Here is a 23,518-nt window from a genome sequence, read left to right as displayed (position 1 = left end):
GCCCGCCCACCGGTGGCCGGTGAGACCGAACGGGCGCCGGCCCCCACCGGTACCGCACTCAGCGTACGGGGCGGGATACGCGCTCGTGGCGATTCGGTGAAGTTTCGTCAGAAGGTGCGCGAGTGGCCGGACTTGAGCCATCCGGCCACCGTTTCGGGCGCCGCTTCCGGACGTTCCGGGGCGGCGCCCCACGACGGCGCGGCGGCCGGTCCGGCCGTCACTGGCCGGCCGTCACTGGCCGGCCGTCACTGGCCGGCCGTCACCGACCGGCCGCCGCCCACCGAGCCCTGCTCACCGACCGCCGCTCACCGACCGATCTTCGCCAGGGTGAACTTCCAGGCGTCGGCGACGATCTCGTCCAGGTTCGGGCGGCGCGGGGTCCAGCCCAGCGCCTCGTGGGCACGGGCGGCCGAGGCCACCAGCACCGCCGGGTCACCGGCCCGACGGCCCTCGACCCGCACCGGGATCTCCCGGCCGGTGACGCGCTTGACCGACTCGATCACCTCGCGCACCGAGAAGCCGCTGCCGTTGCCCAGGTTGCAGATCAGGTGCTCGCCCGGCTCGGCCGCGTCCAGCGCCAGCAGGTGCGCCTCGGCCAGGTCGGCGACGTGGATGTAGTCGCGGATGCAGGTGCCGTCCGGGGTCGGGTAGTCGTCGCCGTACACCGCGATGTGCGGGCGCTGCCCCAGCGCGGCCTGGAAGACCAGCGGGATCAGGTGCGACTCGGGGTCGTGCCGCTCGCCGAACGCGACGCCGGACGAACTGCCGTACGCACCGGCCACGTTGAAGTAGCGCAGCGAGACGGCGGCCAGGCCGTGGGCGACGGCCTCGCCGGTGATCAGGTGGTCCACGGCAAGCTTGGTGGCGCCGTAGGTGTTGGTCGGCGCGGTGCGGGCGGTCTCGGCGATCGGCACGGCCTCCGGCTCGCCGTAGGTGGCGGCGGTGGAGGAGAACACCAGCTTGCGCACACCCGCCGCGCGCATCGCGCTGATCAGCTCCAGCGAACCGGCCACGTTGTTGCGCCAGTACTTCTCCGGGTCCACGACCGACTCGCCGACCTGCGAGGAGGCGGCGAAGTGCAGCACGCCGTCGAAGGTGCCGTCCAGCACCTTGTCGGCCTCCTGGATCCGCCCCTCGACGAACTCGGCACCGGCCGGGACGCCCTCGCGGAAACCGGTGGAGAGGTCGTCCAGGACGGTCACCTGGTGCCCCGCCTCCAGCAGGTGGGCGGCGACCACACTGCCGACGTAGCCGGCGCCACCCGTGACCAGGTACTTACTCATGTTGCGACCTCCAGCGAACGACGGTCCGCCCGTTCGGGCGGAAGCCATCGACGGAATGCGTACGACGGGCATTCTCCCAATGCCACCGGTGTGCTCAGCACCCCCGGGCGGCCGGATCCGGCCTTCTCACCAAGTCCTCAACCTCCGGCCATCCGCTCCAGCAGGCCGGTGCGCGCCGCCACCGCGGTCGCCTCCAGTCGGGTCCGCGCGCCGAGCTTCATCAGCACCCGCTGGACGTGCGTCCGGGCGGTACTGGCGGCGATCCGCATCCCGGCGGCGATCGCCGCGGTGTCCTCGCCGTCCGCGATCCGGGCCAGCACCTGCACCTCACGGCGGGTCAGCAGCCGCAGCAGCCGGACGGCCTCGTCGTCCGGCTCGACCGCCGGGCGCAGCAGCTGGTCGAAGGCGCCGCGCAGGATGTCCACCGCGACGGCGGCCTCACCCGCGCGCGCCCGCCCGATGGCCCGCTCGACCACCTCGATCCGCTCGTCGCTGGGCACGTACCCGGCCGCACCGGCCGCGAACGCCCCCGCCACCCCGCGCAGTTCGCCCACCGGACCGAGCACGATCACGGCCACCTCGGGACGCTCGCGGTGGATCCGGCGCAGCCCGTCGAAGGCCCCCGGCTCCCCCGGGGCGGCCACCCCCAGCAGACAGACCTCGGGCCGCCGGCCGACCACCAGGTCGGCGGCGACCCCGGCCGGGGAACCGACCGCGAGCACCCGGTGACCGCGCAACTGAAGCGCGGTGGCCAGCGCCTCGGCCAGCAGTCGATGGTCGTCCACCACCACGAGTCGAACACCCATGACGCCCTCCCGGTCGGGGTTCGGCTCGCGCCCGCACCCCTCGGGCGGGCGGCCGATGACGCACCATCACAGCGCATTCCGTACCCGACCCGCTAGGCCGTGGCGTGTCGGCGGTGCGGAACCGGCCGGGGAACGCGAAAGACCCCCGCCGCGAGGCGAGGGTCTTTCAGTGGAGCCCCCATGCGGAATCGAACCGCAGACCTTCTCCTTACCATGGAGACGCTCTACCGACTGAGCTATAGGGGCTTGCTCGCTTGCCGGGCTTTTCGTTTTCCCGGCCGCTCGAACAAGGAAGACATTACACGGCTCCGGGCCCGGAAGGGAAATCGGCCTCCGCGCGGGCCGACCGGTCCCCACGTCGGCTCGCCCAGGCCTCGCCCGGCCCGCGCCGTGGGCCCGCTCAGCCCTCGCCGTGGGCCCGCTCAGTCCTCGCCGTGGGCCGCGTCGAACTCCTCGCGGGCCGCCACCATCCGCCCGGCGCGCCGCTCCGTCCACCGCCCGACCGGCGCGAGCAGCTCGGCCAGCTCGCGGCCGAGCGGCAGCAGGTCGTAGACCACCCGCGGCGGCGTCTCCGGGAAGACCGTACGAAGCACCAGCCCGCTGCGCTCCAGGTTGCGCAGGGACTGGGTGAGCATCTTGCGGCTGACCCCGCCGATCCCGCGCTGGAGTTCGGAGAAGCGCTGCGGCCCGCAGCCGAGGAGGCTCATCAGGATCAGCATCGACCACTTGTCGGCCAGCTCCGCGAACACGTCGCGACTGGGACAGAGCCGGGCGAAGACGTCGTACTCCTGCCCGCCCCTACCTTCCCGCTCCGCCGGCTCCGCCCGCTCTCCCCGCGCTGCCGGCTCTTCGCACTCCGCGGGCTGTCCGCCGCTCCGGGCCCGGGCCGCTTCCTCCGTCGTCATGCCTCCAGGGTAGTCGCCGAGGTCTCCAATCCACCCTTGGTAACCAATAGAGACCTGGTCTATATTAGAGACCGACGAGGCCGGGGCCGCGGACCACCGCGGTGCACCCTGCCCCCGTCCCGTCCCCACACCCCCGCCGACTACCCCGGCCCGCGCCCGCCCCTGGAGTGCCGCATGACCGCCATCCGTCCGACCGTCGCCCTCGCCTACCACTCCGGCTACGGCCACACCGCCGTGATCGCCGAGGCCGTCGCCCGCGGCGCCGCCGCCGCAGGTGCCGAGGTCGTCCAGATCGCCGTCGACACCATCACCGAGGAGCAGTGGGCGCAGCTGGACGCCGCCGACGCGATCGTCTTCGGCTCCCCCACCTACATGGGCACCGCCTCCGGCGCCTTCCACGTCTTCGCCGAGGCCACCAGCAAGCGCTGGTTCACCGACGCCTGGAAGGACAAGGTCGCGGCCGGCTTCACCAACTCCGCGTCCAAGAGCGGCGACAAGGCGAGCACCCTCGCCTTCTTCCAGACCCTCGCCGCCCAGCACGGCATGCACTGGGTCAACCTCGGCCTCAAGCCCGGCTGGAACGCCACCACCGCCTCCGAGAACGACCTCAACCGGCTCGGCTTCTTCAACGGCGCCGCCGCCTCGTCCCCGTCCGACGCCGGCGCGGAGGCCGTCCACAAGGCCGACATCGCCACCGCCGAACACCTCGGCGAGCGCGTCGCCCGGCACACCACCGTCGTGCTGGCCGGCCGCGCCGCCCTGGCCGGCTGAGCCCGCGCGCCCCTGCGGCCGCGCACCCCGCCTGCGCCGCCTACGCCGCCGGATCCGCCCCCAACCGGGGCGCCCGGCGGCGTTCGCCGTCCGCCGGCCCCTCCCCCGGCCCACCCCCCGACGCGTCCACCGAGCCGTCCACAGCACCGAGTTCCGCCCCGAGTTCCGCACCGGTGTTCTCCGGCAGCAACCGCAGACACCCCAGGGCCAGCACCCCCAGCACCGCCAGGTACCAGCCCACCGGCTGCGCCGTCCCGTACGTCCCGGTCAGCCGGGTCGCCACCAGCGGCGTCGTCGCCCCGCCGACCACCCCGCCCAGGTTGTACGTCAGCGCCGCACCCGTGTAGCGCACCCGGGTCGGGAACAACTCCGGCAGGAACGCCGCCAACGGCCCGAACATGCCGCCCAGCACCACCATCGCCCCCGCCAACGCCACGAACATCAGCGGCCGGCTCACCGTCTCCAACAGCGGGAACAGCACCAGCGACCAGACCGCCGCCAGACCCGTCGCCCACCCCAGCGTCCGCCGCCGCCCCCACCGGTCACTGCGCGAGGCGCTCAGCCACACCGTCGCGGCCATCCCCACCGCGCCGACCAGCAGCATCGACAGCACCAGCGTGCTCGCCACCCCGAGCCCGGCGGTCGCGTACGCCAGCGCGTACGTCGTGGTCAGGTAGAACAGCGCGTACCCCACCGTGATCGCACCGCTCCCCGCCAACACCGGGCGCCAGTGCCCGCGCAGCACCTCCAGCACCGGCAGCCGCTCCCGCCGCACCCCCGCCCGGAACAGCGGCGACTCCTCGACCCGCAGCCGGACGAACAGCCCCACCGCGACCATGACGAACGAGGCCAGGAACGGCACCCGCCACCCCCACGCCCGGAACGCCCCGTCGTCCAGGCCGAGTTGCAGCACCAGGAACACCCCGTTCGCCAGCACGAACCCGATCGTCGGCCCCAGCTGCAGAAACCCCCCGTACCGCCCCCGCCGCCCCACCGGCGCGTTCTCCGCGATCAGCAGCGCCGCCCCGCCCCACTCCCCGCCCAACCCGACGCCCTGACACACCCGCAGCACCACCAGCACCGCCGGCGCCCACCACCCCCACGCCCCGAACCCCGGCAGCAGCCCCACCCCCGCCGTCGCCAGCCCCATCAACAGCAGCGACACCACCAGCGTCGCCCGCCGCCCCACCCGGTCCCCGAAGTGCCCGAACACCACCGCCCCCACCGGCCGGGCCAGGAACGCCACCGCGTACACCGAGAACGCCGCCAACAACGCCCCCACCGCGCCCAAGCCGGGAAAGAACACCGGCCCGAACACCAACGCGGCCGCCGTCCCGTAAATGAAGAAGTCGTAGAACTCGATCGCCGTCCCGATCAGCGCCGCAGCCGCCGCCCGCCGCACCTGCCCGACCCGACCCGCACCCTCCGCATCCATACCACCACCCTCACCACCCCCGCCCCACCCCACCAGCCGCCACCCGAGTGACCACGGCGCACACCCCCAACCCCCGCGCCCCGACACGCACGAGGGCGCCAGGTCCCCCTGGCGCCCTCCCACCTGTCACCTGCTCGCGCACGCGACGACCGCTACCTCGCGTACGGATTGTCCTCCGGCGGCACCGGCGGCTGGTACGACGGCGGAGGCGGCGGCACCGCCCCCATCGGCTGCTGCGGTACCGGCGCCACCTCAGGCCGCGCGTCCGGCCTCCGCCGACGCCGCACCACCACGAACACCACACCCGCCACCAACACCAACCCGGCCACCACACCGGCCACGATCGGCAACGCGCTGCCCGAACCCGACGACGACTCCGCCTCCGGCCGCGCCGACGGCGCACCCGCAGCCACCCCGGTCGGGGTCTCGACCGGAACCGGCACCGCCGACGCAGTCGCAGACACACTGGCCGAAGACGACGGAGCCGCCGACGGCACAGCCGCATCAGCCGGAAGCGGCGACACGTTCGCCGGACCGGGATCCCCCGGATCCGTCAACGCAATACGCGGCCGCACCGCACCCCAGCCGGCGTCATCCGTGCGAACCGTTCCCCCGTTCGGCCTGCTCGCCGTATTGATGAGAACCCGCAGGACCTGATTCGCCGTCCAGTCCTTGTGGACCGACCAGATCAATGCCGCCGACGCGGAGACCAGAGCAGCCGCGTCGGACGTCCCGTGACTCTTGCAGTACCCGGTCTCGGAGGTGCAGGCCTCCACCATTTCGTCACCCGGTCCCACCAGTGCGACCTGCGGCCCCGTCTGGGACTCCGCAGTCACGGTGCCGGACCGGTTGATAGCCCCGACGCCGACGACATTCGGCAGAGCGCCCGGATACTCCACAAGATTCCCGTCTTGTGCGGAATTTCCCACGCTGGAGACCACCAGTGCCCCCTTGGCCCTCGCACTTGCGAGGATCTGGTTCAGCTTGGCGACATCAACGGGAGAAGTCCGCACCGCGGCCATACCCTGGGAGATATTGATGACCTTGGCGCCTTGGCTCACCGCGTAGTCGACGGCCTGGCCAATCTGACTGAGGAAGTCCGCCGAGATCGAGGAGCCCTCGGAGCCGTTGGCGATCTTCAGCGGCAGGATTTTCACCCCAGGCGCCAGTCCGTACGCCCCAGCTCCCCCTTGGCCCTTCCCAGTCCCCGCGATGAGACTGGCCATCTGAGTCCCATGACCGCCAACATCGAGCCCGACGCCACCGGAACTGCCGCTGAAATCCTTACCCGGCAGGAACTGCCCTGCCAGGTCCGGATGGTCGAGCTTGAAGCCTCCGTCGATCACCGCAACGGTGATGCCCTCGCCCTTCGTGGTCTTCCACATGTCCGGGGCGTGCATGGCATCCAGATGCCATTGGTTGGCACGGATCGAACCGTCAGCAAGTGCCGGCGCTGCGGCCGACCCGACCAGGGCCCCCGCAGCCAGGACTGCGGTGGCAAGCACTCGCCAACGCGCTCGCGCGTTCGTCCGCCCCATCACAACTCCTCGTCAATCTCTCCGTCGACCGGGAAGCGTGCCCCGAACAAGCCTGCCCGGCCACTGGGGAGGCCCAGTGGCCGGGCAGTCGTTGCCGTCTACTCAATCACGTCCGGGTTGCTGTGCGGCGTACCGCTCGTCCAGGTTTCCTCGTCCTCGTGCAGGTAGTCGGCCCGCTTGCGGCGGTCGCGCTCGTTGCGGCCGCCGTGGCCCGCCGCGCCGGGGGTCATCATGCCGTTCTGCCGGGACTGGGCACCGCCCTCGGCCGCCCCTGCCGCGCGGTTGCGCAGACCAGTACCGCCCGGCGTGAACTCCCCGCCGGCCGTCGGGCCCTTGCGGCCTCCGACCGTCCCGCCGGTGGTCGAGGACAGGCCCCGGCCGCGCGAACCGCCGCCGGCGCCGACCGCGCCACCATGGGCACCGCCCATACCGGGGTGCATGCCGCCCGCGCCGCCGGGCCCACCGACCCGGCCGCCACCCGGCCCCGCCTCGCGGGCGCCGAAGACCGTCCCGCTGGGCAGACCCGGGGTGCTGCCCTTCCCCTGCGCCGGGCCGCCGCCGAACGTGCTGGTGCGCGGCTGGATCTGGCCGCCGCCCTTGGTCGGGACGGTGCCGCCGCCCGGTCCCGAGGGGAAGCCCGTGACCGGGCCGCCACTGGGGATGCCGGGGCCGCCGCCCGGGCCGCCCGGGCCACTCGGCCCGTTCGGGTAGCCGGGGAGGGTGGTCGGTCCGTCCGTGGGCAGTTGCCCGCCGCCCGGGCCGTACGGGCCGGTCTGGGTGGGCAGGGTCGGCGCGGGCGGCAGGCTGTTGAGATCGGTGCCCGGCCGGTTCACCGGGTCCGACGGGTAGGACGGCGGGATCGAGGTGCCCGGGTCCTGCGGCGCGGGCGGCAGCTGGCCGCCACCACCGTGCGGCGGGGGCGTGGTGTTGCCCGGGTTGGACGGGCCGGGGCCGCCCGCACCCGGGTCGCGGGGCAGGACCTTTCCGCCGCCGTAGTTCCCGTCTCCGGACGGGTTGGAGCCGCCACCGACGCTTCCGACGCCCGTACGAGGACTACGAACCGAGCCCCCTTGGCCGCCGCCGCTTCCGCCACCGACCGGATACGTCGTCTTGCTGTCGCGGTCGTTTCCGCCGCCTGGCGTCCCCGGCAGTGCGACGTTGTCGTCGAGCCCGTTCAGCGTCGTCGTCGCCGCGCTGTACGCCTGCGCCAGCTTCTCCAGCTGGAGAATGGCTTCCTGACGTTCCTTCTCGATCTTCGCCTTGGCCTGCTTGGCCGCGTCCGCGGTCACCCAGTTCTTGTCGACGGAAGCCATGTACGAGTCGACCGACTGGCCGACGATGTTCTGCGCCGCGGCCGGTGGGATGTACACCGTCTGCGAGTTGTGCTTGGCGACCGCGTCGATCTCCGTCTGAGGGAGCGGCGGCACGGCAGCCCTGGCGGTGCTGAGCGCCTCACCGGCCTGGGTCATCGCACTGCCCGCGGTCGTGGAGTGCTGAGCGATGATCGCCGCGGACTTGTAGAGGTTTCCGACCCAGGTCTTGAAGTTCTCGGCCGCCGGTCCTTCCCAGCTGACCTGGCCCAGGTGTGCCTGAAGAGCCTTGCTGAGCTCCGACAGGACGCGGCCGGCGTCCTGGAGCTGACCTGCGCGCTTCAGCACCTCTGCCGGCTTCGCGCCGTCGACCATTCCCTTGAGTACCGCATGGTCGATGCTGTCGAAGTCTGTCGTTCCTGGCATGATTCGCTCCCCGTCTCCCCGTAGGTCTCTCCCGGCACCGCGGTCAGAGGTTCAAGTCCTTGGACTTCGGTGCCGTCCCGCTCGATCCCACCGGCGGTGTCCCGTTCTGATTGGCCCCGTACGAGCTCGCCACCGCGTTCTGAGCGGCCGCCGCCTGGTTCTCATTGCTGTCGTACGAGCTGGCCGTCTTCGCGACCGCCGTCGTCATCGCCTCGATCTGGGCCACGAAGTCCTTGTGGAGCTTGACGAGCTGGTCGTGCACCTTGCCGTAGGCGCTGTTCAGAGCCACCGCCTCCGGGAACTTCCCGGCGTCCGCGCCGTTGACGAAGCTGCCCTGGGTGACCTTCTGTTCCTCAAGCTTGTACGGCGCGGCCGCCGAGCCCTCCATCGCGGCGAGAAGTGCCTCGACCTTCCCCGCGAACGTCTTCAGAGTCTGCAACTCGATCTCGACGTTCTGCTTGCCGAACGCCGCGACCAGGTCGCCGGCGCTTCCGTTCGTCTGCAGGGTGCTGACGATGGGAGCGACGTTGAACCCGCCCAGTGGCCAGGGAAGCTTGTGGTCCAGCATGTACGGAGTCGAGTCGTTCGCGGGCGCCTGACCGTTCGGGTCGGCACCCGACGCGCTGGGCGCGGGGCTGGACGACGGACCGGGTGCCGGGCTCGCCGAAGGGCTCGGGGCCGGGCTCGCGGAAGGGCTGGGCGAAGGATTCGCCGACGGACTCGGCGTGGGACTCGCCGAGGGCGTCGGAGAAGGACTGGGCGACGGACTCACCGAAGGAGTCGGAGTCCCCGAACTCGTTGCACCATTGCCTGCCACAGCAGTTCACCTCTCCCCCGTACGGCCCGGCCGTGCCCGGGCGTCCCGGGCGGCCGCGTGCCGCAACACACCGTCAACTTCTGGGTCGTACCGTCCTGGTCGGCGTGCCGACCGCCCTGTGGACGGTTTCCACCTCCGTCATCGTAGCCACCACCTCTGTCGGCCCGGCAGGGACCTTGGCCCGCCCGTACGCGATCGGTACGAACTTGACACGTACGGGCCGCCGCGGTGGCGCTGGGTAGACTGACCCGGTACGCCCCATCTGCCGCGCAATGTCGCACAGCAGCGACCCAAGGCCGCAGAACGGACGTGACCGCGTGAGCCCTTCCGACGTCTCTCCTTCGCCCTGGTGGGCCCGTGCCGCGCGGCCCGCGCGGCCGCCGGTGCCGGTGGCGCTGATGGTGCGGGCGGCGGTGGGCATGGCGGTGCCGTTGACAGTGGGGCTGCTGGTGGGCCGGCTGGATCTGGGGGTGTTCGCCGGGCTCGGGGCGATGCACGCGACGATGAACGACCGGGTCGAGCCGGGCGGGCTGCGGGCGGTCCGGATCGGGACGGCGGTCCTCGCCTCGGCGGTCGGGATGCTGATCGGTACCGCGCTCCAGCACGCCGACGTGGACGGCCTCGTCCTGGGGGTCGCGCTGACGCTGACCGCGTTCGCCTCCGGTGCGTTGAGCGCGACGGGTCCGCGCGGTTCGGCGGCCGGGATGCTGCTGCTGGTGTCGGCCGCGCTGGGCAGCGGGATGCCGTTGCCGCGGCCGTGGTGGGCGGCGGCGCCGATGCTGCTGGTCGGGGCGGCGTTCGTGGTGCTGCTCGGGCTGCCGGCGGGTGCGCCGAACCGGCCCGCCGCGGATCCGCGCAACCGGGCGCTGGCCGCCGCGTACGAAGCGCTCGGCCGCACCCTGGCGGACCTGGGCGGGCCGCGGGCGGGGGCCTCGCGTCAGGTGCTGACGGCCCGTCTGAACCAGCTCCAGGACCTGCTCGGCACGAACCACCGGAGCGCGCCGGACCGGCGGAGCGCGCCGGACCGCCGCGGCCGGATGTACGAGGCCGCCCTCGCCGCCACCGAGGCGGCGACCGGTCTGGTGTGGGCCCGCCGTCCGGTTCCGCCGGAGGTGGCCGAGGTGCCGAACCGGCTGGCGGCCGCCGTGCGGCGGGGTGGCGGCGAGGTCGCCGTCCCGGACTGGCGGCCCGACACCCCTTCCCGGCAGGCCCTGGACGTGGCGCTGCGCGCCGCCGCCGACACCGTGGCCGGCCGCGACACCCGGCTCGGCACCGCCCCGGCACCGCCGCCGGACCCCTGGCGGCTGCGGGCGCGGCTGCTGTCCCGGGGTTCGGTCCGGTACGGGCTGCGCGTCGCGCTGTGCATCGCGGTCGGCTCGGCGGTCACCGCCAACTACCCGCTCAGCAAGAGCTACTGGGTGCCGATGACGATCGCCTTCGTGCTCAAGCCGGACCTCGGCTCGGTGTTCCTGCGCGCGGTGAGCCGCTCGGTCGGCACGGTGCTCGGGGTGGCCGTGACCGCGGCGCTGCTCATGGCCGCCACCGGCGAGTGGGCGCTGACCGCGATGGCCGCCGGCTGCGTGGCCCTGCTCCCGTACGCGACGGCGGCGCACTACGGGCTGAACACCGTGGTGATGACGCCGATGGCGCTGGTCCTGCTCCAGCTCGGCGGGCAGAGCGGCGCGGCCGAGTTCTGGCCCCGGGTCCTGGACACCGTGCTGGCCAGTGCGATCGTCCTGCTCTTCGGCTACCTGCTGTGGCCGGAGCGCCCGCGGCACCGGATCGAGCCCAGGCTGGTCGAGGCGGCGACGGCGCTGCGGGCCTACCTCGACGCCGTCGTCGAGGACGCCGGCGTCGAGGACACGGCCGGAAAGGGCACGGCCGGAAAGGAAGCCGCCCCCGGGGACACCGTCACCGGGGACGCCCAGGTGTGGCTGCGCCGCACCGCCTACCGGTCCCTGGCGGACGCCCGCCGGGAGGTCCAGCAGGGCCTGACGGAGCCGCCGCCCGCCGGTCGGCCGGCCGAGCGGTGGCTGCCGGCGACGGCGGCGCTGGAGCGGCTGGGCGGCGCGGTGGCGGCCTTCGCGGCGCAGATCCGGTACGGCGGGCGGGTGCCGGACCCGGCCGAGGTGGGCCGGGTGCGGCACGCGCTGGACGAGCTGACCGCCGCCGCCCGGGCGCACCGCCCGCCGACGACCCCGGCGGCCCGTCCGACCGCCCCGCACGACCCGACGCGCAGTGCGCTCGGCCGTGCGGCGGAGGAGCTCGAAACGCTCCTCCGCGACCGTCCAGGCGAGTGACCGGGCCCCGAATGCCCCGGCCCGAGTGACCCGGCCCGAGCACCCCCGAGCACCCCCGACGAACTCCCCCGCCGAGGAACCCCGCTCAGACCTGCTCGGCCAGCTCCAGCCAGCTCATCTCCAGCTCCTCCTTCTCGTCCCGGACGCCGCGCAGCTGCGCGTCCAGCTCCGCGACCTTGGAGAAGTCGGCGGCGTGCTCGGCGAGTTGAGCGTGCAGCTTGGACTCCTTCTGGTCCAGCTTGGCGATCTGCCGCTCCAGCTTCTGCATCTCCTTCTTCGCCGCCCGCAGGTCCCCGCCGGACAGCGCGGGGGCACCGGCCTCACCACCGGAGCCGGCCGAGTCCGCCGAGCCCGTCGGAGCGGAGGAGGAGACGGAGGACGCCGCAGCGGTCGCGGCGGCCATCCTGGCCCGGCGCTCCAGGTACTCGTCCACGCCGTTCGGCAGCATCCGCATCTTCTTGTCGCCGAGCAGCGCGTGGACGGTGTCCGTGGTGCGCTCGATGAAGAAGCGGTCGTGGCTGATGACGATCATCGAACCGGGCCAGCCGTCGAGCAGGTCCTCCAGCTGGTTGAGCGTCTCGATGTCGAGGTCGTTGGTGGGCTCGTCCAGGAACAGCACGTTGGGCTCGTCCATCAGGAGCCGCAGCAGCTGGAGCCGGCGCCGCTCGCCGCCGGACAGGTCACCGACCGGCGTCCACTGCTTGTCCTTGCCGAAGCCGAACTGCTCGCAGAGCTGGCCGGCGCTCATCTCCCGGCCCTTGCCGAGGTCGACCCGCGAGCGGACCTGCTCGACGGCCTGGAGCACCCGGGTCGCCGGGTCCAGCTCGGCGACCTCCTGCGACAGGTAGGCCAGCCGCACGGTCTTGCCGACCTTGATGACGCCCGACGCCGGCTGCACGTCGCCCTCGCTCGCGTACGCGTCGCGCAGCGCGCGCAGCAGCGAGGTCTTGCCGGCGCCGTTGACGCCGAGCAGGCCGATCCGGTCGCCGGGGCCGAGCTGCCAGGTGAGGTTCTCCAGCAGCAGCTTGGGGCCGGCCTTGACGGTCACGCCCTCCAGCTCGAAGACCGTCTTCCCGAGCCGCGCGTTGGCGAAGTTCATCAGCTCGGACTTGTCGCGCGGCTCCGGCACGTCGGCGATCAGGGCGTTGGCGGCCTCGATCCGGTAGCGCGGCTTGGAGGTGCGGGCGGGGGCGCCGCGGCGCAGCCAGGCCAGCTCCTTGCGGGCCATGTTCTGGCGCTTCTGCTCCTCGACGGCCTCGATCCGGGAGCGCTCGGCGCGGGCGAAGACGTAGTCGGAGTAGCCGCCCTCGTACTCGTGCACCTCGCCGTTCTGGACGTCCCACATCCGGGTGCAGACCTGGTCGAGGAACCAGCGGTCGTGGGTGACGCAGACGAGTGCGGAGCGGCGCTTCTGGAGGTGCTCGGCGAGCCAGTTGATGCCCTCGACGTCGAGGTGGTTGGTGGGCTCGTCGAGGACGATCAGGTCGGGCGAGCCGAGCAGCAGCTTGGCGAGCGCGATCCGGCGGCGCTCGCCGCCGGAGAGCGGGCCGATGACGGTGTCCAGGCCATCGGCGAAGCCGGGCAGGTCGAGGCCGCCGAACAGGCCCTCGATGATGTCGCGGATGCGGGCGTCGCCGAGCCATTCGTGGTCGGCCCGGTCGGCGATCACCTCGTGCCGGATGGTGGCCTTCGGGTCGAGCGAGTCGTGCTGGGTGAGGACGGCCATCTGGACGCCGCCGGCGTGGGTGATCCGCCCGCCGTCGGGCTCCTCCAGCTTGGCGAGCATCCGGATCAGGGTGGTCTTGCCGTCGCCGTTGCGGCCGACGACGCCGATCCGGTCGCCCTCGCTGACGCCCAGGCTGACCGCGTCCAGCAGGGCGCGGGTGCCGTAGACCTTCGTGACGGACTCGATGGTGGCGAGGTTGACGGCCACGTGTGCTGCGCTCCTGGGTTCGGCGGTCGCGGGGCGGCCTGCCGTTCGACGGCCGCGCGCCCCTCTCGGGACACCCCGATCTCCCCAGCCTAATGGGCCCGCCGCAGCGCCCTCACCGCGTCAGTGCACCGGGGACGCCCCCGGCACCGGTCCGTGGGTGGCGTGCGCGGTCCGGCAGGTGCCGGAGGCCCGCAGCGCCTCGGCCACCGCGGCGGCGGCCTCGGCGTCCTTGACCAGGAAGGCGCAGGTCGGCCCGGAGCCGGAGACCAGGGCCCCGAGGGCGCCCGCCTCGGTGCCGGCCCGCAGGGTGGCGGCGAGTGCGGGGCGCAGGGAGAGCGCGGCGGGCTGGAGGTCGTTGGCGAGCGCGGTGGCCAGGGCGACGGCGTCGCCGTCGGCGAGGGCGGCGAGCAGCGCCGGGTCGGCGTCCGGGGTGGGGACGTCGGTGTCGCTGGAGCCGGTGCCGGCTTCCTCGCGCAGGCGGTCGCACTCGCGGAACACGGCGGGGGTGGACAGGCCGCCCTCGGCGACCGCGAAGACCCAGTGGAAGGTGCCCTCGGCGGCCAGCGGTTCCAGGATCTCGCCCCGGCCGCGGCCCAGCGCGACGCCGCCGAGCAGGGCGAACGGCACGTCGGAGCCGAGTTCGGCGGCCAGTTCCAGCAGCACCGGCAGCGGGGTGTCCAGCTGCCAGAGCGCGTCGCAGGCGACCAGCGCCGCCGCGCCGTCGGCGCTGCCGCCGGCCATGCCGCCGGCCACCGGGATGGCCTTGGCGATGTGGAGGTGGACGCCCGGGTCGGCGATGCCGTGGTGGGCGGCGAGCAGCCGGGCGGCGCGGGCGGCGAGGTTGCTGTCGTCCAGCGGGACGGCGGCGGCGTCGGGGCCGGAGCAGCTGAGCGTCACGCCCTCTCCGGGGGTGGCGGTGACCTCGTCCCCGAGGGCGACCGCGAAGAAGACGTTGGCCAGGTCGTGGAAGCCGTCGGGGCGCAGCCCGCCGACTCCCAGCTGGACGTTGACCTTGGCCGGTACCCGTACGGTGATCACGTGGCGTCCTCGGCGGGCTTGTGCTCGGCGATCGCGGCGAACTGCTCCACCGTGAGCATCTCGCCGCGCAGCTTGTGGTCGATGCCGGCGGCCGCGAGCGCCTGCTCGGCTCCGGCGGCGGAGCCCGCCCAGCCGGCCAGCGCGGCGCGCAGGGTCTTGCGCCGCTGGGCGAACGCGGCGTCGACCACCGCGAACACCTCCTCGCGGCTGGCCGTGGTCTTCGGCGGCTCGCGGCGGATCAGCGAGACCAGCCCGGAGTCGACGTTGGGGGCGGGCCAGAACACGTTCCGTCCGATGGCGCCGGCCCGCTTCACGTCGGCGTACCAGTTGGCCTTGACCGAGGGGACGCCGTAGACCTTGTTGCCGGGCTTGGCGGCGAGCCGGTCGGCGACCTCGCTCTGCACCATCACCAGGGTGCGCTCGATGCTGGGGAAGGTGGCCAGCATGTGCAGCAGGACGGGCACGGCGACGTTGTACGGGAGGTTGGCGACCAGCGCGGTGGGCGCGGGCCCGGGCAGCTCGGTGACCTCCATGGCGTCGCTGAACACCAGGTCGAAGGAGTCCGCCTTGCCGGGCATCCGGGCCGCGACGGTGTCCGGCAGGTGCCGCGCCAGCACCGGGTCGATCTCGACCGCGGTCACGTGCCGCGCCACCTCCAGCAGCGCCAGGGTGAGCGAGCCGAGCCCGGGCCCGACCTCCACCACCGCGTCCTGCTCCGTCACCTCGGCGGCCCGGACGATCCGCCGCACGGTGTTGCCGTCGATGACGAAGTTCTGCCCGCGCTGCTTGGTCGGCTTCACGCCGAACGCGGCCGCCAGCTCCCGGATGTCGGCGCCGCCCAGCAGGGGGGTCCCCCCGGCCGGAGGCTGGGGGCGGTTGTCAGGGGTGGGGTCGGTGGTGCTCACGCGCCAAGGATACGGGCGCGGGGGGCGCCGTCCGGACGCGGCGATCCGGACGGGGCCCCGATCACCGGCTCAGTAGCCGAAGGCCCGCGCGGTGTTGGCCGCGATGGCCGTGGACAGCTCGTCCTCGTGCAGTCCCAGGGTGGCGGCCATCGAGCGCACCGTGACCGGGATGAGGTACGGGGCGTTGGGGCGGCCGCGGTAGGGGTGCGGGGTGAGGAACGGGGCGTCGGTCTCGACCAGGATCCGGTCCGGCGGGGTGGCGAGCAGGGCGTCGCGCAGCGGCTGGTTGGCCTTGAAGGTGACCGGGCCGGCGAAGGAGAGGTACCAGCCGTGCTCGGCGCAGGTCTTGGCCATCTCCGCGTCGCCGGAGTAGCAGTGGAAGACCGTCCGCTCCGGGGCGCCCTCCGCCAGCAGGACGGCGATGACGTCCTCGTGGGCGTCCCGGTCGTGGATGACCAGGGCCTTGCCGTGCCGCTTGGCCATCTCGATGTGGCGGCGGAACGACTCCTTCTGGATCTCCACGCCCTCCGGGCCGGTGCGGAAGTAGTCCAGGCCGGTCTCGCCGACCGCCACGACCTGCGGCAGGGCGGCGAGCCGGTCGATCTCGGCGAGCGCCTCGTCCAGCGCGGCGGCGCCGCCGGCCTTCCGCTGCTGCCCGGACCAGCCGTCCGCGTCGCCGAGGAAGATCCGCGGCGCCTCGTTGGGGTGCAGGGCGACGGCCGCGTGCACCTGCTCGTACCGGCCCGCCAGTTCGGCGGCCCAGCGCGAGCCGGGCACGTCGCAGCCCACCTGGACCACCGTGGTCACTCCGACCGAGGCGGCCTTCGCGAGGCCCTCGGCCGGGGTGCCGGACTGCATGTCGAGGTGGGTGTGCGAGTCGGCCACCGCCACGGCCAGGGGTTCCGGCAGCGGCGGCGGGGTCGACCGGGCGTCGTCCTTGGCGGCCATGTCAGGCGGTCGGCTTCTCTTCGAGGCGCGGGAAGAGGATCTCGCCCTTGGTGACGGTGGCACCGGCGGGCAGCCGGCCCCAGTCGGCCACGGTGGCGACGGTCTGCGCGGACAGCGCGCCCAGCCCGGCGGCCTCGGCGCCCAGCGAGGTCCACAGCTTCTCGGCGGTGGACGGCATCACCGGGTTGAGCAGGACGGCGGTGGCGCGCAGCGACTCGGCGGCGGTGTAGAGGATGGTCGCGAGGCGGGCCCGGCCCTCCTCGGAGTCGTCCTTGGCGACCTTCCAGGGCTCCTGCTCGGTGAGGTACCCGTTGACCTGCTTGACGAACTCGAAGATCGCCGCGATGCCGCCGGCGAAGTCCAGCTCCTCGCCGATCTTCCGGTCGGCCGTCTCGACGGCCCTGGTCAGCCCGTCCGCGACGGCCTGCTCGGCGTCACCGGCGGCGGTGGCGGCGGGCAGCACCCCGTCGTAGTACTTGCCGACCATCGCGGCGACCCGGGAGGCCAGGTTGCCGAAGTCGTTGGCGAGCTCGGAGGTGTACCGGGCGGTGAAGTCCTCCCAGGAGAACGAGCCGTCGGTGCCGAACGGGATCGCCCGCAGGAAGTAGTAGCGGTACGCGTCCACGCCGAAGTGCGAGGTCAGGTCGGTGGGCGCGATGCCGGTCAGGTTGGACTTGGACATCTTCTCGCCGCCGACCATCAGCCAGCCGTTGGCGACGACCCGCTTGGGCAGCGGCAGCCCGGCGGCCATCAGCATGGCGGGCCAGATGACGGCGTGGAAGCGGAGGATGTCCTTGCCGACCAGGTGGACCGAGGCGGGCCAGAGCTCGGCGAAGCGCTCCGGGTCGCTGCCGTAGCCGGCCGCGGTGATGTAGTTCTGCAGCGCGTCCACCCACACGTAGAGGACGTGCTTCTCGTCCCAGGGCAGCGGGACGCCCCAGTCGAAGGTGGAGCGGGAGATCGAGAGGTCCTTGAGGTCCTGCTCGACGAAGCGCAGCACCTCGTTGCGGGCCGAGGCGGGCTGGATGAAGTCCGGGTTGGCCGCGTAGAACTCCAGCAGCTTCGGGCCGTAGGCGGAGAGGCGGAAGAAGTAGTTCTCCTCCTCCAGCCACTCGACCGGCCGCTTGTGCACGGAGCAGAGCTTCTCGTCGGCGGTCGCGCCGTCGAGCAGCTCGGACGGGAGCTTGAACTCCTCGCAGCCGACGCAGTACGGGCCGGAGTAGCCGCCCTTGTAGATCTCGCCCTTGTCGAACAGGTCCTGGACGAACTCCTGCACCCGGGCGGTGTGCCGCTCCTCGGTGGTGCGGATGAAGTCGTCGTTGGCGATCTCCAGGTGCTCCCAGAGCGGCTTCCAGGCCTCTTCGACCAGCTTGTCGCACCACTCCTGCGGGCTGACGCCGTTCGCCTCGGCGGTCCGCATGATCTTCTGGCCGTGCTCGTCGGTACCGGTCAGGTACCAGACCTTCTCGCCGCGCTGGCGGTGCCAGCGGGTGAGGACGTCGCCCGCCACGGTGGTGTACGCGTGGCCCAGGTGCGGGCGATCGTTGACGTAGTAGATCGGGGTGGAAACGTAGTACGCCGGGGCGCTCGCCCCGGTGGTGCTGTGGTCTGCAGTGGCCGCCATGGTCGGAAAGCTTAGTCGGGCGCGCGGACCGCCCTCGACCGAGTTCTCTCCCGGCCGGGGGCGGTCCCTCCTCGTCGCCCCGGTGTCAGCCCAGCAGCCGCGACCAGAACCGGGCCCAGCGTCCGCGCGGCCGGACGGGCTCGGCCACCGGGGGCGTCCCGGCGGGCTCGGCGTGCGACGGGTAGCCGGGGGCGTGCTGCCAGGGCTGGTCGGCGGAGGCCACCCGGCCCTCGCGCATGATCCGCACGGTGTGGCCACCGCACCCCGGGCAGGTCGGCTTGAGCAGCGGGGACGGCACCCGGACGCCGTTGGCGTGGTACTCGAACACGACGTGCCCGTCGTTGGCCACGTGGTGCTCGATGTCGTACGCCTGCTCCCAGCCGTACGCGCAGCGCAGGCACGCGAAGGAGTAGGCCTCCCGTACGGTCTCGACGGGAGTGTGCGGCCGGCCGGCCAGGCCGGCCGTGCTCAGCGCGTTGCCACTGCGGGGGCTACCGACGATCTCGCTCATAGCCGTCTCCCAGCGCCCGCCGGACGCTCGTCCGGCTGGGTCTTTCCCTTCCAGGAAATGCCCGGACCGCCCCGGCCGACGCCCCACTTGTGAAGTCTTGGATGCGGGTTGGGAAGCCCTATACGCAGGGCCTCCCCAGGACCGAGAACCGCGACCGAAACTTCAGCTCAGCGGGCGTTTACCGGGGCCTTCTCTCCACGGTACGACTCCCCGTGAGCAACGCAACCCCCGGTACTCACGCTCTTCCCGGGGCCCCCTCCAGACCTTCCTTCAGGCCTTCCTTCTTCGCCGCCACGACCGCGTCGAAGACCTCCCGCTTGGGCAGCGAGAGTTCGGCCGCGACGGCCGCGATGGCCTCCTTGCGGCGCTCCCCGGCCTCCTCCCGGACGGCCACCAGCCGGGCCAGCTCGGCCGGGGTCAGCTCCTGGGGCGCGGCCGGCGGGGCGCCGGCGACGACCACGGTGATCTCGCCCTTGACGCCCTCGGCCGCCCAGGCCGCGAGCTCGCCGATCGGTCCGCGCTTGACCTCCTCGTAGGTCTTGGTGAGCTCGCGGCAGACGGCGGCCGGCCGCTCGGGGCCGAACGCCTCGGCCATCGCCGTGAGCGCCTCGGCGATCCGGTGCGGCGCCTCGAAGAAGACCATGGTGCGCGGCTCGGCGGCGATCGAGGCGAGCTGCCGGGCGCGGTCGCCGCTCTTGCGCGGCAGGAAGCCCTCGAAGGTGAAGCGGTCGACCGGCAGGCCGGACAGCGCGAGCGCGGTGAGCACCGCCGAGGGCCCGGGCACCGCGGTGACCTTGACGTCGGCGGCGACGGCGGCGGCGACCAGCCGGTAGCCGGGGTCGGAGACCGAGGGCATGCCGGCGTCGGTGACCAGCAGCACCCGGGCGCCGCCGAGCAGCGCCTCGACCAGTTCGGGGGTGCGGCCGATCTCGTTGCCCTCGAAGTAGGAGACCACCCGCCCGGCCGGGGTCACCCCCAGGGCCTGGGTGAGCCGGCGCAGCCGCCGGGTGTCCTCGGCCGCGATCACGTCCGCCGTGGCCAGTTCGTCGACCAGTCGGGGCGGGGCGTCCGAGACGTCGCCGATGGGGGTGCCTGCGAGAACGAGTACTCCTGTCACGGTCCCCATCCTCGCAGCTGCCGGGCGCCCGGGGCTTTTGGTGACGATTCGGTCAGCTTCCGAGGGAGCGGACACGCGTACGAAGAGCGCCCCTACGATGTGGCGGATGAACGGCGACACGGCGGCCCAGACGCCCACTGGTACGGACCACTCCGCGCACGGCGGCGTCGGCCTGCCGTCCCCCCGCTCGCCCGAGGCCGGGCCCGGGCCCGGGCCGCAGACCGGGCCGGCGGGCTGGCGCGAGCGCCTGGCCGGGTACGGCTGGACCGCCCGCTCCACGGGGACGCTCACCGAGCGCCTGGTGCCGCCGATGCCGGACGGCCCCCGGGTGACGCCCCGGGACGTGCCGCAGTCGCCGCTGCTGCTGCGGATGGGCGTCTCGCTGCCGCAGGGCCTGTGGTTCTTCCTCTGCCGCTGGGCCGGCTGGCTGGGCCCGGTCGCGGTGGCGGTCTTCGCGGGCCTGCTGCGGTTCACGGACCTCGGGCAGCCGCACGCGATCATCTTCGACGAGACGTACTACGCCAAGGACGCCTACGCGCTCTGGCACGGCGGCTACGAGATCAGCTGGCCGGAGGACGCCAACGCCACGATCATGACGCCGGGCGCGGCCGTCCCGTACCGGGCGACGCCCTCGTACGTGGTGCACCCGCCGGTAGGCAAGTGGATCATCGGGGCGGGCGAGCAGTTGTTCGGCATGAACCCCTTCGGGTGGCGGTTCGCGGTGGCCCTGCTCGGCACCCTGTCGGTGCTGATGGTGGCCCGGATCGCCCGCCGGATGTTCCGCTCCACCCTGCTGGGCTGCGTGGCGGGCCTGCTGCTCTCGGTGGACGGCCTGCACCTGGTGCTCAGCCGGGCCGCCCTGCTCGACCTGGTGGTGATGTTCTGGACCCTCGCCGCCTTCGGCTTCCTGCTGCTGGACCGCGACCGCACCCGGGCCCTGCTGGCCGCGCGGCTGGGCGGGGTCGAGGACCCGCGGCTCGCCCAGCGGCTGAACCTGGGCTGGCGCCCGTACCGGATCGCGGCCGGTGTCTGCGTCGGCCTGACCTGCGCCACCAAGTGGAGCGGCCTGTACGTCGCGGCGGCCTTCGGCCTGATGACCGTGCTCTGGGACGTCGGCGCCCGCCGTCTGGCCGGAGCGCCGCGCCCGTTCCTGGCGGTGCTCGCCCGGGACGTGCTGCCGGCCTTCGTCTCGGTCGTCGTGGTCTCGGCCGTGGTCTACGTCGCGTCCTGGTGGGGCTGGTTCGCCAGCAGCACCGCCCCCGGCCAGGGCGGCTGGGGCCGGGACTGGGCGGTCGGCCGTTCCACCGACTACCCGTGGATACCCGAGGGGCTGCGCGCCCTGTGGCACTACCACTCGACGGTCTACGACTTCCACGTCGGCCTGAGCGACCCGCACACCTACCAGTCCAACCCGTGGTCCTGGCTGGTGCTGGGCCGGCCGGTGTCCTTCTACTACGAGTCCCCCAAGTACGGCCAGGCCGGCTGCACCGCCGCCGACTGCGCCCGCGAGGTGCTGGGCATCGGCACCCCGCTGCTGTGGTGGACGGGCCTCGCGGCGCTGGCCTACTGCCTGTGGCGCTGGGCGGCCCGGCGGGACTGGCGGGCCGGCGCGGTGCTCTGCGGCCTGGCCGCCGGCTACCTGCCCTGGTTCGCCTACCAGCAGCGGACGATCTTCCTCTTCTACGCGGTGGTCTTCGTCCCGTTCCTGGTGCTCGCGGTGACGATGCTGGTCGGCGCGCTGATCGGGCCGCCCGGCGCCTCCCGGGACCGCCGGATCATCGGCTCCGCGGCGGCCGGCCTGCTGGTCCTGCTGATCGTCTGGAACTTCCTCTTCTTCTTCCCGCTGTTCACCGGGCAGACCATCCCGCTGGAGGACTGGCGCCGCCGGATCTGGTTCAACACCTGGATCTGATCACTCCGGCGTGCACCGGGTTCCCGCGAATCGTCCGTATGCGGTGCACGACACGTACCAGATCCGTCACAAGTGCCGGGCGATTCGCCGGCGCACCGATCCGTGCTGCCTAGGGTGGGGGGGTACCGCGTTTCCGGCCCCGCCGGTTGCGCCCGGCCGCGAGACCCCTGGGGGACCTGCACCATGCGCAGTGGCGCGAAGATCGGCATCATCACCGGCGTGTCCATCGCCGTCCTCGCGGGCGGCGGCTACGGCGCGTACAGCCTGATGAACGGCTCGGACGGCGGCTCCGGAGGCAAGAAGCCGCGCACCGTGGTCGCCGAACCGCCCTCGGCCGAACAGGCGACCGCCGGTACGAAGGACTTCCTGGCGGCCTGGCAGGCCGGCGACATCGCCAAGGCGGCCTCGCTGACCGACGACCCGGCCGCGGCCACCGCCGCCCTGACCGCCTTCCGCGACCAGGTCAAGCCGAGCGCGCTGACCCTCACCCCGTTCGGCCCGACCACCCAGCAGGTCTTCTCCGCCGCCACCGGCACCCCCGCCCCGGCCGCCAAGCCGACCGCCGGGGCCTCCGCGACGCCGGGTGCGACCGACACGCCGTCCGCCACCGCCACGCCGGGGCCCACCGGCACCCTGATGTCCTACAAGGCGCGCGCCGAGTTCGCGGGCACCAGCCGGGTCTGGGACTACCAGGGCTTCCTGGGCGTCGTGAAGATGAGCGACAACACCCCGGCCGTGCACTGGACGCCGTCGGTGATCCACCCCCACCTGTCCGGCAACGAGACCATCGCCGTCCAGCCGGTCTTCGCCCCGCCGTCCACGGTGGTGGACCGCAACGGCAAGCCGGTCCAGGGCGCCTCGCTCACCCAGACGCTGATGACCACCCTCCAGGAGAACGCCACCAAGCTGCTGCCGCCGGACCCCGCCAGGGACCAGGACGCGGGCAGCGCGGTGGTGATCTCCGACCCGGCCGGCAAGGGCGCCCAGGACAAGCTGTTCACCATCGTCGAGCCGAAGCCCGGCAAGCCGTTCAAGCTGACCATCGACAACACCCTCCAGGCCGCCGCCGAGAAGGCGATGACCGACCTGGCCGGCAAGCCCGGCTCCATCGTCGCGATCGAGCCGAGCACCGGTCAGGTGCTGGCCTTCGCCAACTCGCCGGCCACCGGTCAGAACCGGGCGTTCCTCGGGCTGCTCGCGCCGGGCTCGACGATGAAGATCGTCACCTCGGCGGCGCTGCTGGAGAACGGGGTCAACCCGGACAGCGTGGTGGCCTGCCCGGAGAAGAGCGGCAACGCGCACCCGATCCCGAACTCGTTCCCGGGCGCCTTCCCGAACAACACCCTCCAGCAGGACTTCATGATGTCCTGCAACACCGCCTTCATCAATCAGGGCCTGGCCAGCCTGAAGCCCGAGACGCTGTCCGGCACGGCCAAGGACGTGTTCGGCATCGGCCTGGAGTGGAAGACCGGCCTGCCGAACACCGACGGCAAGGTGCCGGCGACGCCGGGCAGCAAGGACGAGCAGGCCATGAACTACATCGGCCAGGGCAAGGTCCAGATGAACCCGCTGGCCATCGCCTCGGTCACCGCCACCGTGCAGAGCGGCGAGTTCAAGCAGCCGATCCTGGTCGCCGAGCTGCCGCAGCAGAAGGCCGCCCGCCCGCTCTCCCCGGACGTGGACGGCAAGCTGAAGGCGATGATGGCGGCCACCGCCACCGGCGGCACCGCCAAGGAGGTGATGGCCGGCATCACCGACAACGCGGGCGCCAAGACCGGCTCCGCCGAGGTCGCCGGGGTCGACGTCACCAACAGCTGGTTCACCGCCTACCGCGGCAACCTCGCGGTGGCCGCCGAGGTCCAGGGCGGCGGCCACGGCGTGGACGCGGCCGGCCCGGCCGTCGCCTCCATCCTGAAGGCCGCCGGCGGCCGCTAGGCCC

Annotated in this window: 18 protein-coding genes and 1 tRNA gene; 4 read left to right on the top strand and 15 right to left on the bottom strand. The window is 73.1% G+C overall.

Features of this window, described 5'->3' with window-relative positions; genetic code table 11:
- Positions 1-305 precede the first annotated feature (305 nt).
- From galE to ACFWP2_RS30220, 4 genes are all read right to left on the bottom strand, one after another.
- The gene (gene galE, locus ACFWP2_RS30235; protein ID WP_380457274.1) at positions 306-1,283 is read right to left on the bottom strand and encodes a UDP-glucose 4-epimerase GalE; all 978 of its coding nucleotides are present in this window, start codon (positions 1,281-1,283) and stop codon (positions 306-308) included.
- 137 nt (positions 1,284-1,420) lie between these two features.
- Entirely contained in the window at positions 1,421-2,089 is a 669-nt protein-coding gene (locus ACFWP2_RS30230; RefSeq protein WP_380457272.1) for a LuxR C-terminal-related transcriptional regulator, read from the bottom strand.
- A 170-nt stretch (positions 2,090-2,259) separates the two neighbouring features.
- Positions 2,260-2,335: transfer RNA gene (locus ACFWP2_RS30225), tRNA-Thr, on the bottom strand.
- Between the two features lie 176 nt (positions 2,336-2,511).
- Positions 2,512-2,994, bottom strand: coding sequence for a winged helix-turn-helix transcriptional regulator (locus ACFWP2_RS30220; RefSeq protein WP_380457270.1), 483 nt, complete (start codon positions 2,992-2,994; stop codon positions 2,512-2,514).
- Between the two features lie 174 nt (positions 2,995-3,168).
- Here ACFWP2_RS30220 and ACFWP2_RS30215 point away from each other — a divergent pair, with 174 nt between their 5' ends.
- A complete protein-coding gene (locus ACFWP2_RS30215; RefSeq protein WP_380457267.1) occupies positions 3,169-3,765 on the top strand; it encodes a flavodoxin family protein in 597 nt (198 codons plus the stop codon).
- A gap of 40 nt (positions 3,766-3,805) precedes the next feature.
- On the opposite strand, the gene ACFWP2_RS30210 is transcribed toward ACFWP2_RS30215, so the two are convergent.
- From ACFWP2_RS30210 to ACFWP2_RS30195, 4 genes are all read right to left on the bottom strand, one after another.
- The gene (locus tag ACFWP2_RS30210) at positions 3,806-5,200 is read right to left on the bottom strand and encodes an MFS transporter (protein ID WP_380457265.1); all 1,395 of its coding nucleotides are present in this window, start codon (positions 5,198-5,200) and stop codon (positions 3,806-3,808) included.
- Between the two features lie 152 nt (positions 5,201-5,352).
- Positions 5,353-6,705 carry a S8 family serine peptidase gene (locus tag ACFWP2_RS30205; RefSeq protein ID WP_380457263.1) on the bottom strand — a complete coding sequence of 451 codons (1,353 nt, stop codon included), beginning with the start codon at positions 6,703-6,705 and terminating at the stop codon, positions 5,353-5,355.
- Between the two features lie 131 nt (positions 6,706-6,836).
- Positions 6,837-8,474, bottom strand: coding sequence for a hypothetical protein (locus ACFWP2_RS30200; RefSeq protein ID WP_380457261.1), 1,638 nt, complete (start codon positions 8,472-8,474; stop codon positions 6,837-6,839).
- A gap of 43 nt (positions 8,475-8,517) precedes the next feature.
- Positions 8,518-9,042 (bottom strand): hypothetical protein, encoded by a 525-nt coding sequence (locus ACFWP2_RS30195; RefSeq protein WP_380457259.1) that lies wholly within the window; start codon positions 9,040-9,042, stop codon positions 8,518-8,520.
- A gap of 566 nt (positions 9,043-9,608) precedes the next feature.
- On the opposite strand from ACFWP2_RS30195, the gene ACFWP2_RS30190 reads away from it, so the two are divergent.
- A complete protein-coding gene (locus ACFWP2_RS30190; protein ID WP_380457257.1) occupies positions 9,609-11,591 on the top strand; it encodes an FUSC family protein in 1,983 nt (660 codons plus the stop codon).
- An 85-nt stretch (positions 11,592-11,676) separates the two neighbouring features.
- Here the strand turns inward: ACFWP2_RS30190 and ACFWP2_RS30185 are convergent, their stop codons facing one another.
- The 7 genes from ACFWP2_RS30185 to rsmI all read right to left on the bottom strand — a co-directional run bounded on the left by ACFWP2_RS30185 (position 11,677) and on the right by rsmI (position 19,667).
- Positions 11,677-13,524, bottom strand: a complete 1,848-nt coding sequence (locus ACFWP2_RS30185) for an ABC-F family ATP-binding cassette domain-containing protein (protein WP_380457255.1) — start codon at positions 13,522-13,524, stop codon at positions 11,677-11,679.
- Positions 13,525-13,644: 120 nt separating this feature from the next.
- Entirely contained in the window at positions 13,645-14,562 is a 918-nt protein-coding gene (locus tag ACFWP2_RS30180) for a 4-(cytidine 5'-diphospho)-2-C-methyl-D-erythritol kinase (protein WP_380457253.1), read from the bottom strand.
- A complete protein-coding gene (rsmA, locus tag ACFWP2_RS30175; RefSeq protein WP_380457251.1) occupies positions 14,559-15,467 on the bottom strand; it encodes a 16S rRNA (adenine(1518)-N(6)/adenine(1519)-N(6))-dimethyltransferase RsmA in 909 nt (302 codons plus the stop codon). Before rsmA ends, ACFWP2_RS30180 begins: the two co-directional genes overlap by 4 nt.
- 69 nt (positions 15,468-15,536) lie before the next feature.
- Positions 15,537-16,415: a TatD family hydrolase gene (locus ACFWP2_RS30170; RefSeq protein ID WP_380457249.1), complete on the bottom strand. Its 879-nt coding sequence runs from the start codon at positions 16,413-16,415 to the stop codon at positions 15,537-15,539.
- A 1-nt stretch (position 16,416) separates the two neighbouring features.
- Positions 16,417-18,039: a methionine--tRNA ligase gene (gene metG / locus ACFWP2_RS30165; protein ID WP_380457247.1), complete on the bottom strand. Its 1,623-nt coding sequence runs from the start codon at positions 18,037-18,039 to the stop codon at positions 16,417-16,419.
- An 85-nt stretch (positions 18,040-18,124) separates the two neighbouring features.
- Positions 18,125-18,550, bottom strand: coding sequence for a hypothetical protein (locus tag ACFWP2_RS30160; protein WP_380457245.1), 426 nt, complete (start codon positions 18,548-18,550; stop codon positions 18,125-18,127).
- 235 nt (positions 18,551-18,785) lie between these two features.
- On the bottom strand, positions 18,786-19,667 hold the full coding sequence (gene rsmI / locus ACFWP2_RS30155; RefSeq protein ID WP_380457243.1) for a 16S rRNA (cytidine(1402)-2'-O)-methyltransferase: 882 nt from the start codon (positions 19,665-19,667) through the stop codon (positions 18,786-18,788).
- A gap of 106 nt (positions 19,668-19,773) precedes the next feature.
- Between rsmI and ACFWP2_RS30150 the strand changes: the two genes are divergently transcribed.
- Both ACFWP2_RS30150 and ACFWP2_RS30145 read left to right on the top strand, forming a co-directional pair.
- Positions 19,774-21,579 carry a dolichyl-phosphate-mannose--protein mannosyltransferase gene (locus ACFWP2_RS30150; RefSeq protein WP_380457240.1) on the top strand — a complete coding sequence of 602 codons (1,806 nt, stop codon included), beginning with the start codon at positions 19,774-19,776 and terminating at the stop codon, positions 21,577-21,579.
- Positions 21,580-21,762: 183 nt separating this feature from the next.
- A complete protein-coding gene (locus tag ACFWP2_RS30145) occupies positions 21,763-23,514 on the top strand; it encodes a penicillin-binding transpeptidase domain-containing protein (RefSeq protein ID WP_380457238.1) in 1,752 nt (583 codons plus the stop codon).
- Positions 23,515-23,518: the final 4 nt, after the last annotated feature.

The organism is Kitasatospora sp. NPDC058444, assembly GCF_042721415.1.
Classification (GTDB): domain Bacteria; phylum Actinomycetota; class Actinomycetes; order Streptomycetales; family Streptomycetaceae; genus Kitasatospora.
This window is presented reverse-complemented; position numbering and strand designations above follow the sequence as displayed.

What these genes read in the sequence shown, in the direction of transcription:
- ACFWP2_RS30210 (WP_380457265.1), bottom strand. Translation starts at nt 5,200, where the DNA reads ATGGATGCGGAGGGTGCGGGTCGGGTCGGGCAGGTGCGGCGGGCGGCG.
- ACFWP2_RS30160 (WP_380457245.1), bottom strand. Translation starts at nt 18,550, where the DNA reads ATGAGCGAGATCGTCGGTAGCCCCCGCAGTGGCAACGCGCTGAGCACG.
- ACFWP2_RS30195 (WP_380457259.1), bottom strand. Translation starts at nt 9,042, where the DNA reads ATGCTGGACCACAAGCTTCCCTGGCCACTGGGCGGGTTCAACGTCGCT.
- metG (WP_380457247.1), bottom strand. Translation starts at nt 18,039, where the DNA reads ATGGCGGCCACTGCAGACCACAGCACCACCGGGGCGAGCGCCCCGGCG.
- ACFWP2_RS30200 (WP_380457261.1), bottom strand. Translation starts at nt 8,474, where the DNA reads ATGCCAGGAACGACAGACTTCGACAGCATCGACCATGCGGTACTCAAG.
- ACFWP2_RS30215 (WP_380457267.1), top strand. Translation starts at nt 3,169, where the DNA reads ATGACCGCCATCCGTCCGACCGTCGCCCTCGCCTACCACTCCGGCTAC.
- ACFWP2_RS30170 (WP_380457249.1), bottom strand. Translation starts at nt 16,415, where the DNA reads ATGGCCGCCAAGGACGACGCCCGGTCGACCCCGCCGCCGCTGCCGGAA.
- ACFWP2_RS30230 (WP_380457272.1), bottom strand. Translation starts at nt 2,089, where the DNA reads ATGGGTGTTCGACTCGTGGTGGTGGACGACCATCGACTGCTGGCCGAG.
- ACFWP2_RS30150 (WP_380457240.1), top strand. Translation starts at nt 19,774, where the DNA reads ATGAACGGCGACACGGCGGCCCAGACGCCCACTGGTACGGACCACTCC.
- ACFWP2_RS30220 (WP_380457270.1), bottom strand. Translation starts at nt 2,994, where the DNA reads ATGACGACGGAGGAAGCGGCCCGGGCCCGGAGCGGCGGACAGCCCGCG.
- ACFWP2_RS30145 (WP_380457238.1), top strand. Translation starts at nt 21,763, where the DNA reads ATGCGCAGTGGCGCGAAGATCGGCATCATCACCGGCGTGTCCATCGCC.
- galE (WP_380457274.1), bottom strand. Translation starts at nt 1,283, where the DNA reads ATGAGTAAGTACCTGGTCACGGGTGGCGCCGGCTACGTCGGCAGTGTG.